At 67.1% G+C, this 13,275-nt stretch carries 10 protein-coding genes; 5 read left to right on the forward strand and 5 right to left on the reverse strand.

Annotated elements, in window-relative coordinates:
• Positions 1-198: 198 nt before the first annotated feature.
• Together ACYVF5_RS01430 and ACYVF5_RS01435 are read right to left on the reverse strand one after the other, a co-directional pair.
• Positions 199-1,761, reverse strand: coding sequence for an MFS transporter (locus ACYVF5_RS01430; RefSeq protein ID WP_460942563.1), 1,563 nt, complete (start codon positions 1,759-1,761; stop codon positions 199-201).
• A gap of 5 nt (positions 1,762-1,766) precedes the next feature.
• Complete coding sequence (locus ACYVF5_RS01435) at positions 1,767-3,164, reverse strand: glutamate decarboxylase (protein ID WP_460942565.1); 1,398 nt, start codon at positions 3,162-3,164, stop codon at positions 1,767-1,769.
• Positions 3,165-3,220: 56 nt separating this feature from the next.
• Between ACYVF5_RS01435 and ACYVF5_RS01440 the strand changes: the two genes are divergently transcribed.
• On the forward strand, positions 3,221-5,227 hold the full coding sequence (locus ACYVF5_RS01440) for a M13 family metallopeptidase (protein WP_460942566.1): 2,007 nt from the start codon (positions 3,221-3,223) through the stop codon (positions 5,225-5,227).
• 233 nt (positions 5,228-5,460) lie between these two features.
• Entirely contained in the window at positions 5,461-6,405 is a 945-nt protein-coding gene (locus ACYVF5_RS01445; RefSeq protein ID WP_460942568.1) for a serine hydrolase, read from the forward strand.
• A gap of 42 nt (positions 6,406-6,447) precedes the next feature.
• Here the strand turns inward: ACYVF5_RS01445 and ACYVF5_RS01450 are convergent, their stop codons facing one another.
• The gene (locus ACYVF5_RS01450; RefSeq protein WP_460942570.1) at positions 6,448-7,518 is read right to left on the reverse strand and encodes an NAD-dependent epimerase/dehydratase family protein; all 1,071 of its coding nucleotides are present in this window, start codon (positions 7,516-7,518) and stop codon (positions 6,448-6,450) included.
• 69 nt (positions 7,519-7,587) lie between these two features.
• Entirely contained in the window at positions 7,588-8,304 is a 717-nt protein-coding gene (locus ACYVF5_RS01455; protein WP_460942571.1) for an esterase/lipase family protein, read from the reverse strand.
• 360 nt (positions 8,305-8,664) lie between these two features.
• Between ACYVF5_RS01455 and ACYVF5_RS01460 the strand changes: the two genes are divergently transcribed.
• The gene (locus tag ACYVF5_RS01460) at positions 8,665-9,009 is read left to right on the forward strand and encodes a DUF4190 domain-containing protein (RefSeq protein ID WP_460942573.1); all 345 of its coding nucleotides are present in this window, start codon (positions 8,665-8,667) and stop codon (positions 9,007-9,009) included.
• A gap of 130 nt (positions 9,010-9,139) precedes the next feature.
• Here the strand turns inward: ACYVF5_RS01460 and ACYVF5_RS01465 are convergent, their stop codons facing one another.
• A complete protein-coding gene (locus ACYVF5_RS01465; protein WP_460942575.1) occupies positions 9,140-10,471 on the reverse strand; it encodes a glutamyl-tRNA reductase in 1,332 nt (443 codons plus the stop codon).
• Positions 10,472-10,544: 73 nt separating this feature from the next.
• Here ACYVF5_RS01465 and hemE point away from each other — a divergent pair, with 73 nt between their 5' ends.
• Positions 10,545-11,681 (forward strand): uroporphyrinogen decarboxylase, encoded by a 1,137-nt coding sequence (hemE, locus tag ACYVF5_RS01470; protein WP_460942577.1) that lies wholly within the window; start codon positions 10,545-10,547, stop codon positions 11,679-11,681.
• Entirely contained in the window at positions 11,678-13,267 is a 1,590-nt protein-coding gene (gene hemG / locus ACYVF5_RS01475; protein ID WP_460942579.1) for a protoporphyrinogen oxidase, read from the forward strand. Before hemE ends, hemG begins: the two co-directional genes overlap by 4 nt.
• Positions 13,268-13,275 lie beyond the last annotated feature (8 nt).

Genomic DNA, 13,275 nt, shown 5'->3' on the forward strand with positions numbered 1-13,275 from the left:
ACAGCAGAAAGCACATTAGTTAAGTCCTATCGCTTCAGTCACATGAGTAACATCCGTACCGCGATGGGACGCTCCCATGCTAAATCTGGCTCGGTGGAATGCCGGGAGGCGCGGCGGTGCGACGCCGATCTCGAGCTGTTGCGTTGTGGCCGGGATGATCCCGGCAGCGACCGACGGACACGGTCGCGGCTCGGCGCCTCAGTCGACCGTGCCCTTCGCATACGACGCGACGAGATCGAGTTCGCGTGCCCGGCGCGGGTACAACACGAACACCAGAGCGAACCCGACGACCATCGTGATGATGCCGCACAGGTAGGCCCAGTCTGCGCCCGAGAGGAACGACTCGCGTGCGGCCCGCATGATGGCGTCCGCGTGATCCGGGTAACGCTGCGCGATGACGAGCGCACCGTCGAACGACTTCTGCAGCTGTGCCTGGATGTCGTTCGTGACCTCCGCGCGCACGCCGGCCGGTGCGTCCGAGACGTGTCGAGCGATCGCTCCGGCATAGCTCGCCGTGAGGAGCGCACCGAGGATCGACTGCATCAGGGCTCCGCCGAGGTCACGCTGCAGGTCCGCGGTGCCGGACGCCATGCCGGCGCGGTGCACCGGAACGGCATCCGTCAGCGAATGAGAGGCGGGAGGTCCGGCGACGCCGACGCCGAGTCCGATCAGGGCATATGAGAGGCAGACCATGGCGTAGCCGGTGGTCAGGTTCCAGAGCAGCAGCATGCTGATGAAGCCGAGCAGGCACAGAGAGATCCCGATGAGCATCGCCGTGCGACTGCCGCGCTTCGACACGATGGAGGCGGAGAGCGGTGCGCCGACGACGAGCAGGGCGGCGGCCGGCAGCACGGCGAGGCCGGCCTGCAGGCCCGTGTATCCCAGAACGTTCTGCAGATAGAGCTGCCCGATGTACATCGCTCCCATAAGCGACCCGAAGACCAGGATGCCGGCGACGGCCGCGACCCAGAAGGTGCGCCTTCCGGCGATGCGCAGGTCGTAGAGCGGTGTGCGCGCACGGCGCTGTCGCAGCACAAAGAGAACGGCTGCGGCAATCCCGACCACACCGAGAATGAGCGCGATCCCGCTCGCGCCCGGGGTTGCCGCGAGGCTGATGGCCAGCACAAGCGGAACCACCATCGCTATCGACAGCACGCCGCCGAGATTGTCGACGGGTTCCGCGGACTCCTCGACGCGAGCGGGGACGACGACGATGACGATGACGATGGCGACCACGGCGAGGGGGAGGGTCATGAGAAAAACGGCCCCCCACCAGGCGACCTCGAGCATCCACCCGGCAGAGAGCGGGCCGAGCGCCGAGATCGCCCCGCCGAGGCCAGACCACAGCGCGATTGCGCGTGTGCGCTTGGCGCCGCTCCAGAGGGCGGTGATCAGGGCGAGGGTTGTCGGGTACGCAGCTCCCGCGGCGACGCCGCCCACAACGCGCGCGACCATCAGCACCTCGATCGACGGGGCGAACGCCGCCGCGAGGCACGCGGGAATGCTCACGAGCATCCCGACCAGCAGGATGCCCTTGCGGCCGTGGCGGTCACCGAGCGCGCCGAGATAGAGCACAGAGCCCGCGAGGCCGAGCGAATAGGCGACGGCGACGAGGTTCAGGGCCGACTGCGAGGCGTCGAGGTCGTGCCCGATCGTCGGCAGGGCGACGTTGGCGACCGAGAGGTTCAGATTGGCGACCGCGGCCGCGAGAATCAGGGCTGAGAGCACCAGGCCCGCGTGCCGGGGCGATGTTCTGGGCATCGCGATCAGTGGTGGAAGCCGGCGGGCGCCTTCGGCGGAGCACTCTCGCTCAGCCGCCCGATCACCCGCTCGAGGTCGCGCAGAAAGAGCCCCGCGAGCTCTTCGGTGAAGCCGTTGCGCACAACGACGCGCAGCACGTGGACATCCGTTATGCCCTCCGGCATCGGATACGCGGGAACCTGCCACCCGAACGAGCGCAATGCCTCTGACACGTTGTAGACCGTGAACCCGCTCCCCTCGGTCACGGTGAACGCGAAGACGGGCAGCTCGTCGCCGCGGGTCAGCAGCTCGAACGGCCCGAGCTCCTCGATCCTTCGAGCGAGCTCTGTCGCGGTTGTGCGGGCCGCCTGCTGCACGGCTGTGTACCCGGCCATGCCGAGCCGCACGAACTCGTAGTACTGCGCCACCACCTGTGCGCCGGGGCGCGAGAAGTTCAGGGCGAAGGTCGGCATCTCACCGCCGAGGTACGAGACCGTGAAGACGAGGTCGTCTGGAAGGTCGTCAGCGCTTCGCCACACCACCCAGCCGACGCCGGGGTAGACGAGACCGTACTTGTGCCCTGAGGCGTTGATCGACTTCACACGCTCGAGCGAGAAGTCCCACACGAGCTCGCTGTCGAGGAATGGCGCGATGAATCCGCCGGATGCCGCGTCGACGTGGACGGGGACGTCCGGGCCGCCGCTCGCCGCGAGCCGATCGAGTGCCGCGCCGATCTCTGCCACGGGCTCGTACGACCCGTCGAACGTCGAACCGAGCACGGCGACGACGCCTATCGTGTTCTCGTCGCAGGCCGCTGCCGCCTTCTCCGCCGTGAGGTGGGTGGCGCCGTCTCCGACGGGGACCAGACGCGGCTCGACCTCCCAGTACCGGCAGAACTTCTCCCAGCAGACCTGCACGTTCGCGCCCATCACGAGGTTCGGCTTCGCTGTGCTCTCACCCGAAGCCTCGCGGCGCTCACGCCACCGCCACTTGAGCGCCATGCCCGCGAGCATGGCGGCCTCGCTCGACCCGGTCGTCGAGCATCCGGTCGCCGGGGTGCCAGGTGAAGCAGTCGAACCGGCATCCGAACCTGGAGCATTCCAGAGATCGGCGAGCATGTTGACGCAGCGGCGCTCGAGTTCAGCCGTCTGCGGGTACTCGTCTTTGTCGATCATGTTCTTCGACAGCGTCTCGGTGATGAGGTCGACGGCCTGAGGCTCCATCCACGTCGTGACGAACGTGGCGAGGTTCAGCCTGGCGCTGCCGTCGAGCAGCAGCTGGTCTCGAACCACCCCCAGTGCGGTGTCTGCGGGCATCGACGTCTCTGGCAGCCGATGTCGTGGGATGTCGCTCGCTCCGTCGACGGCCCCGAGACGGGAGCTGAGGGGTGTTTCCTGACCTCGGTCGTGCATGTGCATCGGCATGGTGCACACGCTAGCGGACTCATGGGTCCGCTCGTCTCCCTCTATAGGCTGTGATCATGACCGTTCAGCCCCAGACTTCAGCTGCTCACACCCGCTCTGCGTCGGGTATCGACATCACCGAACTCGATTCGAGCGTCAGGCCGCAAGACGATCTGTATCGCCATGTCAACGGCCGCTGGCTCGATCGCACAGAGATCCCTGACGACAAGGCGAGGTGGGGCTCCTTCCACATGCTCGCCGAAGAGGCCGAGAAGGCCGTGCAGGCGATCATCATCGAGGCGCAGGATGCCCGTCCGGGCACAGAGGAGCGCAAGGTGGGCGACCTCTACGCCAGTTTTATGAACACCGACCGCATCAACCAGCTCGGCGCGTCTCCGATCTCAGACCAGCTCGAGCTGGTGCGGAACATCGATTCGATTCCGGCGCTGCTCTCGACGCTCGCGCTCTTGGAACGCCAGGGAGTCGGCGGATTCGTGCAGCTGTTCGTCGACAACGACCCCGGCAACCCGGAGCGATACCTCGTCTTCTTCGAGCAGGGCGGGATCAGCCTGCCGGACGAGAGCTACTACCGCGACGAGAAGTTCGCCGAGGTCAGGGCCGCGTACCGCGCGCACGTGGAGCGGATGTTCGATCTCATCGTCGACGACATCCCGGCGTGGGCCGGAACGGCAGCCGATGTCGCAGGGCGGGCGTTCGATCTCGAGACGAGGCTCGCCGCCCATCACTGGGACAACGTCACGACCCGCGACAGTGTCAGGACGTATAACCTGCACAGCCTCGCCGATGCGCTCGCTCTGGCCGATGGGGTTGACCTCGGTGTGTGGATCGACGCGCTCGAGGCCGCGCCAGGGACGTTCAACGAGATCGTTGTGCGTGAGCCGAGCTTTCTCAGCGGCCTCGCCTCGTTGCTCACCGAAGAGAACCTTCCGCTGTGGCGCTCGTGGCTGGCGTGGAAGGTCGTGCACTCGGCTGCGCCGTACCTGAGCGATGCCTTCGTCGACGAGAACTTCGACTTCTATGGGAAAACGCTCACCGGCACTCCGCAGATGCGCGAGCGCTGGAAGCGCGGCGTCGCTCTCGTCGAGGGCGCGATGGGCGAGGCCGTCGGCAAGGTGTATGTCGACAGGCACTTTCCGCCCCAGGCCAAGGAGCAGATGGACGTTCTCGTGGCCAACCTCGTCGAGGCCTATCGCCAGTCGATCGGCTCACTCGAGTGGATGAGCCCCGAGACGAGGCGGCGTGCTCTCGAGAAGCTCGAGAAATTCACCCCGAAGATCGGGTTCCCGGTGAAATGGCGCGACTATGCAGAGCTCCACATCGCGCACACCGACCTGGTCGGCAATGTGCGCAGGGCCGCGCGATTCGAGTGGAACCGCGAACTCGGCAAGATCGGCAAGCCGCTCGACCGCGACGAGTGGTTTATGACGCCGCAGACCATCAACGCCTACTACAACCCCGGTTTCAACGAGATCGTGTTCCCCGCGGCGATTCTGCAGTACCCGTTCTTCGACGAGAGCAGGGATGCCGCGGCGAACTACGGAGCGATCGGCGCCGTCATCGGTCACGAGATCGGGCACGGCTTCGACGACCAGGGATCCCGCTACGACGGCGACGGCCGGCTCACCGACTGGTGGACGGAGGCCGACCGTGAGGCCTTCGAGGAGCGCACGAAGTCGCTCATCGAGCAGTACAACGCCCTCGCCCCGGCGCAGGTGCCGGACCACCACGTGAACGGCGCGTTGACGATCGGCGAGAACATCGGTGACCTCGGCGGTCTCTCGATCGCGTGGAAGGCCTACCTCATCTCGCTCGGGGGGAGGGAAGCCCCCGTCATCGACGGCCTCACGGGAGCCGAGCGCTTCTTCCTCTCGTGGGCGCAGGCGTGGCAGCAGAAGGGGCGGGATGAAGAGACGATCCGCCTGCTCTCGATCGACCCGCACTCGCCGAATGAGTTCAGGTGCAACCAGATCGTGCGCAACATCGACGCCTTCTACGACGTCTTCGGTGTGACCGAGAACGATGGCCTCTGGCTCGCCCCCGAGAAGCGGGTTTCGATCTGGTAGGGGCAGCGCGCGCTCGGCGGGCAGCGGAAGAAGGGGTGCGCCCGTCTCCGTTGCCGGCCGTTGTCCCCGCCTTCAGCCGGATGCTCGTGGTGGTGCTCTGTGCAGGGGCCTCAGGCTGAGGTTGAAGCCTTGCCAGGTGGATGTCAGGCCTTTAAGGTAGCTTCGATGTGTGTGCCACAAGAGTGTGGCGGGGGACGCATGGCATTCACTTTTTTGTCGAGGAGAAGTTGCACGTGGCCCCCAGCACGCCAACCGCAGGATCGTCCTCGTCCGGCTCGTCTCGTTCACACGCCGAGCAGCGCGCGAGGCAGCGGGCCAGGCGTCGCGCCAAGCACCGGTCGTACGATCAGATCGAGTCGTTCAGTCGCAGTTTCGCGGCTCTCGGGTTCGTCGCCCGCAACGGGGTGCAGGTCTCTGCGCGGGTGACAGACCTTGCGACCGGTGATGCCCTGCTGAGCATCGACGACTATGTTGTGATGCCGACAGCCTCGGTGGGGAAGGTCCTGCTGCTCATCGAGGTCGCCACGAGGCTCGACGACCCGGACTTCGCCGCACTCACGATTCTGGAACGCGATTCCGCCGACGTCGTCTCACAGGCGGGGGTGTGGCAGCACCTGCAGGCATCGGCGTTCCATCCGGCCGACCTCGCCGCCTTCATCGGAGCGAGCGGCGACAATCTGGCCACAAACGTGCTGCTTCGTCACGTCGGCCTCGACGCCGTGCGGTTTCGCGCCGAAGGACTTGGGCTCAAGCGCACGGCTCTTCTCGACATCGCCAGAGACCAACGCGGGCCAGACGACGCCCCCCATCTCTCGGTCGCTTCGATGCGCGAGCTGACCTGGCTGCTCTCTGGACTGGCCCACGGCGAGATCGTCGATCAGAAGGTGAGCCAGCGCGTTGCGGGTTGGCTGTCGTTGAACAGCGACCTGTCACTCGTGGGCTCATCATTCGGCCTCGACCCGTTTTCCCACCGCGCGCACGACCACGGCATCCAGCTGTTCAACTCGACGGGCACCGACAGTGGTGTGCGTGCCGACGCCGGAGTCGTTCGCGGCCCCCGGGCGGGCGCGACCTATGCCGTCGCGATGTCGTTCAGCGACACAGAGCTTCCGGTCCGCCTTGCCGTTGTCGACGCGATGCGCACGATCGGCAACGACGTGCTCGAATACATCTATTAGAGCGTCGCTGCCCATGAGAGCGTCGCCGCCGTGCCGCCGCCGTCACCGGCCCTGAAGCCAGCGATCTTCGCTCTCGTAGTCGAACCATCCGTCGGCTCCATAGCGCTCCCTCAGCACGGGGAAGGCATCTCGCCAGGTGCCGCCGTTCTCTTCGGCCGTGCCCACCGCTTCGAGCACCCAGCGGATGTCGTCGGCGACGGCGTCCGAATAGCTCACGGCCTGTGTGTAGCCCAGTTCGTCGTGCGCGCGCCGCATGCTGAGGGCGAAGGGTCGCGGCACACTCCACGGTGTGGCGCCGATGCCGTCGACGGGGGCGCCGTCGAAACCCACCGGTTCGTACTCTCGCCCGAGCGCGGTGAAGATGCGCCGGCCGATCTCGACGACCGGGTGGTTCTCGGTGTCGACCGCGTTGAGCACCCGCCGCCCAGGAGTTGCGCCGCAGAGTGAGATCAGGTGAGCGAGGTTCTGGGTGCCCGTTGTGCTGAAGATGCTCTCGCCGTTGTAGGCCAGTGCGACGCGCGTGCGACCGTCGAGTGCTCGTCTGATGAAATACCACTCGCGAGGGGCTTCAGACGCGCGCCCGTGAATCGCACCGGGCCTCAGGATGCTCACGGGCAGGTCGTCGGTCTCGAGCAGACGACGTTCCATGGCGGCCTTCTGCGCCGAATAGGTGTGGTCATCCGACTCGATCGTCTGCTGGTCCTCGGTCACGGGAACCGGAAGGTCGGGAAAGTCGTGTGGCCCGGTCGACGTGTCGAGGTAGGCGCCGTTCGACCCGAGGTACACAGAGGCGGTCGAGATGACGACAAGAGAACCCACGCTGCCGGCGAGGAGCGCGAGCTGGTCGGCGTGTGCCGGGGTGTAGGCGACGGCGTCGACGACGAGGTCGCACCCGCGAGCGTGGTGCACGAGTTCTGCGGTGTCGTCGCGGTCGAGGACAACCTCGCGCACACCGTCTCTCACCAGCTGGGGGTCGAGCTCCGCGTGCCCGCGGTGTGCGACAGCCACCGTATAGCCCCTGTGACTGAGCGCTCGTGCGGTTGCGGAGCCGACCTGTCCGGTGCCGCCGATGATGAGTGCTCGTTCGCGGGCGGATGCGGTAGGCGTTGTCATACGCGCCACGTTATGTCGATCGGCCGGTCGCCGGCATGCCTTTTCGCTCAGAGCAGACGGGCCTCTATGTCAATCGCGGCCGACGCTGCGCCTGTCTTCAGCGGTCAGCGGCTTCAGCGCGTCTTCGACCGCATCGCGTGTCTCGACCGCGCCGAGAATCCGAAAGTGCCCGGGCACGCGCAGCCGCACGTTCGTGGCCCCCTCGAGCACACTGCCGTCTGGCACGTGCGGGTCGAACGAGCCGAACACCGACACGATGTCATTGTTCACCGAGTCTTCGGCAGAGAGCGACAGTATCGTCTCATCCTTGGGGCTGAAGGTGCGCAGGTAGGGATCGAGCACATACCGGGCATATCGCGACCCGGTGAAGGGCGTGCAGATGGCGATGAGCCGGCGGATGCCGAGGTCGTCTCGTGAGGTCACCATCAGCTGCTTTCCGACGAGACCGCCCTTTGAATGAGCGAGGATCACGCGGCCGGCGCGAGGGGTGTCGAGACGGCGGAGGGCGCGCTCGATGCGCGCAGCCGTCTCGACGATCGGCAGCAGGTTGTAGCCGAGGCCGTGCACAACGCTCACCCGGTAGCCGTTCTGGTTCAGCCGGTCGGTGATCGGCTGAAGAAACGACCAGGTCTCATACACACCGGGGATCACGAGGATCACGGGCTTGTTCGGGTCACCCAGCCGGTAGTGCCGCGGCACTGTGCGCGACGGAGCGCGCAGGTGCAGCCACCCGCTGTAGGCGTAGTCCAGGGCCCACCACCCCGGTTTCTTCAGTGCGTTGCCCACGGACTCCCCACGTACTGTCTGATTCAGTCGATCAGATCACGAGCATAGGGTTCGCGCAACACGGCTTCTTCTGCGGGAGGGCATCGGTGCAGTCGGCTGTCGAGGCCCGGTGCAGCTCGGTCAGGTCTCTCGCATCGACGCCAGAGGCCGTGAGGTCGAGACGTATGGCGGCCGCGATGGGGGTGTCCTGGGACGGGGACAGACGGCCTCAGCGGCGGGGGCTGGGCAGAACTCCCCATGGTCGGATGCGCGAACTGCCGTCGGATAACGTTGACACCGCATGAGCACAGGTGTCACGATGGGCATGCACTCGGAGCCTATTCACAGGTTTCGGAGCTTGTCCAAACAGAAGGAACAGTCATGACTGACCCCAACATCAACAACCAGCCGCCGGCCGGCGACCAGCCTGCTTATGGTCAGGCTCCCGCCTATGGCCAGGCCCCTGGTTACGGCCAGCCTCCACAGCAGCAGAAGTACAACGTCCTGGCGATCATCTCGCTCGTCGGCGCGATTCTGCAGTTCTCGATCATCGCCGCGGTCCTCGGGTTCATCGCCCTCTCGCAGATCAAGAAGACCGGCGAGCAGGGCAAGGGACTGGCGATCGCCGGTATCATCATCGGCCTCGTCACCACCGTCATCTGGATCATCGTCACGATCGTCACCGTTGCGGCTCTCGCGAGCCTGGGAGACATGAGCACCTACTGACCCACCCGGTCAGGAAACTCAGCATCGCGCCCGGCGGCTTCGGCCCCGGGCGCTTCGCTGTGTGCGCACAAGCCCTGCACGCCCACGTCTTCTGGTGGCCCCGTCTACGGGTGGAGTGTGTGCTGAGCGCTCAGGAGGCGGCTTCGCCCGCAGCGTCGTCTGCCAGAGTCTGCTCGACGGTGATGCCGAGCAGTGTCTGCAGGGCGTCGAGATAGCGCTCGTGCTCGCCCGCTCGGGCGGATTCCCTGGCGCGGATCGTGGGTGTGTGCACAAGCCGGCCCATCATGTGACGAAGAGCGCGTTCTGCGGTGCCGTCGGGGTCACGGGGTCGCACGCGGGCGATTTCTTCGTCGAGCACCTCGTTCGCCCTCGCTCGAAGAGCGACGACCGCCGGCGCGAGCGACTCTTCATCGGTGGACCGGGCGAAGGTGCGCGCGGCATTTCGCACCATGGCGCGAGCCACGTCAGTGGCCTGCAGCTCGTCGAGCGGCGCGTGGATGCGGATGGTCTCGAGGTCGAGCAGGTCGACGCCGTCGACACGTGCGACGTCCGGGTCGACGTTTCGCGGAAGCCCCAGGTCGATCACGAGCTGTGACGCCGTGTGGTCGACGGGGCAGCCGGGCGTTCCGTCGCGTTCGAGTCGTGGCAACTCCGCGGCGATGGCGTGTCGTCCCGCTCGCAGAGTCGCCGCATCGAGCACGGCGCCCGATGCGGTTGTGCAGGTCACGATGACCGTCGCACGGGCGGCCTCGCCCGCGTACTCCGCGTCGTCAACCCGGCGGATGCCGTGGCTGGCGGCGAAACGAGCGGCGCGGCCAGAGGGCGAGAACACGGCGACATCCGTGACGCCGCGCTCCCTGAGGGCAGCAAGGCTGGCCCCCGCGTATGCGCCCGTGCCGACGAGCAGCACGCGCACAGTCGACCAGTCAGAGATGCGGCTCTCGGCGAGGTCGAGTGCGAGACGCACAATCGATCGTCCTGCTCTGCCGATCGGAGTCGTGTTCTTGATGCCGCGAGATGTGTGCGCGGCGCGCTGGAACAACCGCTCGAGCGCGCTGGTCGTTGTGCCGGCCTCGCGTGCGGACTCGAGCGCACGGCGCACCTGCCCGGCGATCTCTCCCTCGCCGACGACAACGGATTCGAGCCCGGATGACACGGCGAACAGGTGTTCCGCCGCCGCCTTGCCCTCGTGCACGTTCCACATGCTGTGCAGTGTGTCCGGTGTGACGCCTGCCGCATTCGCCACGGCATCCGTGATGGCCGCTGTTGCGCCGGAACCGTCGTCGTGCACGTCGAGATATGCTTCGAAGCGGTTGCAGGTCGAGATCACCACCGCGCCCGCGAGGGCATCGGCGCTGACATGCTCGTTGATTCTGGCGGTCACCGCATCGCCGCTCGAAGACAACTGTTCGAGCAGCGCGAAGGGGGCGTTCTTGTGACTCGCCGAAAGACATAGGAGCACCCTTAAAGAGTAGCCGCTGTTGCGAGTGCTTCTGTCCGCGGCGGTCCAGGGAGCGAAGTGCGAAGATGGACGGGTGGAACTTGACGCCAGACATCCGCTCGCCGCGGGACTCACCGATCGCTCGCGACTGATCACCGCGTATGGCGGGACGCGTCCCGACGTCACTCCCGTGTGGTTTATGCGCCAGGCTGGTCGTTCACTGCCCGAGTACCGCGACCTGCGGGTGGGAACGGCCATGCTCGACGCCTGCCTCGACCCCGCGCTCGCGAGCGAGATCACCCTTCAGCCGGTCAGGCGTCACGGCGTCGATGCCGGCATCTTCTTCTCGGACATCGTTGTTCCGCTCAAACTCGTCGGCGTCGATGTCGAGATCGTTGCGGGCAAAGGGCCTGTGCTCGGCAAGGCGGTGCGCACGGCTCGAGACGTGGATGAGCTCACCTCGCTCGACCCCGCGGTGCTCGAAGACGCGCTCGAACCGATCCGCGAAGCGGTGTCGCTGACCGTCGCGGGCCTGACCGAGCTCGGCGACACCCCGCTCATCGGTTTCGCGGGCGCACCGTTCACGCTTGCCGCCTACCTCGTCGAGGGCGGGCCGAGCAAAGACCACATCCAGGCACGTATGCTGATGCACGCCGATCCCGAGGCATGGTCGGCGCTTATGCTCTGGACGGCAGAGGTCACAGGCCGGTTCTTGCGCGCCCAGGTGCTCGCCGGGGCATCCGCCGCTCAGCTGTTCGACTCGTGGGCCGGTGCGCTCTCGCTCGACGACTATGCCAGGCACGTCGCGCCCGCATCCGCTCAGGCACTCGAGCGGGTGCGCGACCTCACGTACACGGTCGCCGCCACGCCCACCGAAGACGTTCCGGAACCTGCTGACGTCACCAGGAATGTGCCGATCGTGCACTTCGGCGTGGGAACGGGCGAGCTGCTCAAGGCCATGCACGACATCGGCGCCGACGTGGTGGGCGTCGACTACCGGGTGCCGCTCGACGAGGCCTCGCACCGGCTGGGCGGTGTGGTGCCGCTGCAGGGGAACATCGATCCCGCTCTGCTGGCGGCGCCCTGGCCAGCGCTCGAAGCACACGTGCTCGACGTGCTCGAGCGCGGCCGTCAGGCGCCGTCGCATGTGCTCAACCTCGGTCATGGCGTTCCGCCCGACACGGATCCTGCCGTGCTCACCCGCCTCGTGGAGTTCGTGCACAACAGATGACCGAACTGCCGCTGATCGAACCCAAGCACGTCGTTGTCGTCGGGGGCGGCGTCGCCGGACTCGTCGCTGCGCTCGACTGCGCGAGGGTAGGCATCCGGGTGACAGTGGTCGAGGCATCGCCGCGACTGGGGGGCGCCGTTGCACGTGAGACGCTCGACGGTGTGGCCGTCGACACCGGGGCCGAGAGCTACGCCACACGCGGCGGGCACGTGCGATCGCTGATCGACAGCCTCGGCCTGGCGGATGCCGTTGTGCGGCCGGAGGCACCCGGCGCCTGGGTCCACCTGCCAGACGGCCGTACGGAGCCCCTGCCTGCGGCAGGCATCCTCGGCATCCCCTCCGTGCCGCTCGCGGCCGACGTCGTTCGTGTGATCGGCTGGCGTGCCGCGCTGCGCGCGTATCTCGACCGGGTGAAGCCGGTGCTCACGATCGGGCAGGCCCACAACCTGGGCGCGCTCGTCGAGAAACGGATGGGAAAGGCCGTGCTCGACTCGCTCGTCGCTCCTGTGACGAGGGGGGTGTACTCGGCCGACCCCTATGACCTCGACGTGACGCGAGCCGCACCCGGGTTGAACAAGGCGATGACCACAGCGGGTTCGCTCTCTGGCGCCGTCGCCGCGCTGCGCGGGTCGGCGCCGGCCGGTGGCGCCGTCGAGGGGCTGCGCGGCGGGATGCATCGGCTGGTCGACGCCCTCGAAGCCGACCTGCGGAACCGCGGCGCCGAGCTGCTGGTCGGGGCGGGTGTCGTGGCGCTCGAACGCCGTTCCGCCGCCGCGGACGTCGACGCTCCCGCTCCCGACATCGCCGATGCCGATTCCGATGTCCCGGCCGAAGGCGCCCCCGCCGATGACGACGAAGCCGGCTGGCGCCTCACCCTGTCTGACGACACCGCGATCGAGGCTGACTTCGTGATCATCGCCACGGGCGAAGCGCAGGCGCTGTCGCTGCTCTCCCCGCACTCAGACACCCTTTCGCGCGAAGATCCGATCGAGGCGCCGGCCGTCGAGATCGTCTCACTCGTCGTCGACAGCGCAGACCTTGACGCCGCCCCTCGTGGCACCGGTGTGCTCGTGGCCGGGTCCGAGAACGGCGCGGTACGTGCGAAAGCGCTCACCCATTCGACGGCGAAGTGGCGATGGCTGAGAGAGGCGGTCGCAGAAGGGCATCCGCACAGGCACGTCGTGCGCCTCTCATACGGCAGTCAGGGTTCGGTGAGCGCAACACGCGGCCGCACCGACGCCGAGGTGCGCATGATCGCACGCGAAGACGCCTCGACGCTGCTCGGTGTCGCTCTCGACGACACGCAGGTCGTCGGCGTCACGAGAACACCCTGGACGGGCACACTCGCCGGTGCCGCCCTCGGGCAGAGGGATCGGGCCGAACGGTTGCGCGATGTGATCGCGGCCGTCGGCGGGGTCGACGTCACCGGCGCGTGGCTTGCGGGAACCGGGCTCGCGTCGGTCGTGCCAGATGCGCTCGACGCGGCCGCGCGCATCCGGCGTTGTGTCGTCGCCGCCTATCGTGACGCCGGCCTCGACCTCGGGAAGCTCACCGAAGCCGGTGACGACACCGCGTACGGGAGTTGAGCGGCGTG

Source organism: Okibacterium endophyticum (assembly GCF_054780075.1).

Excerpts from the sequence above, each read along its gene's own strand:
- ACYVF5_RS01430 (WP_460942563.1), bottom strand. The coding sequence starts at position 1,761 with ATGCCCAGAACATCGCCCCGGCACGCGGGCCTGGTGCTCTCAGCCCTG.
- ACYVF5_RS01440 (WP_460942566.1), top strand. The coding sequence starts at position 3,221 with ATGACCGTTCAGCCCCAGACTTCAGCTGCTCACACCCGCTCTGCGTCG.
- ACYVF5_RS01435 (WP_460942565.1), bottom strand. The coding sequence starts at position 3,164 with ATGCCGATGCACATGCACGACCGAGGTCAGGAAACACCCCTCAGCTCC.
- ACYVF5_RS01450 (WP_460942570.1), bottom strand. The coding sequence starts at position 7,518 with ATGACAACGCCTACCGCATCCGCCCGCGAACGAGCACTCATCATCGGC.
- hemG (WP_460942579.1), top strand. The coding sequence starts at position 11,678 with ATGACCGAACTGCCGCTGATCGAACCCAAGCACGTCGTTGTCGTCGGG.
- ACYVF5_RS01460 (WP_460942573.1), top strand. The coding sequence starts at position 8,665 with ATGACTGACCCCAACATCAACAACCAGCCGCCGGCCGGCGACCAGCCT.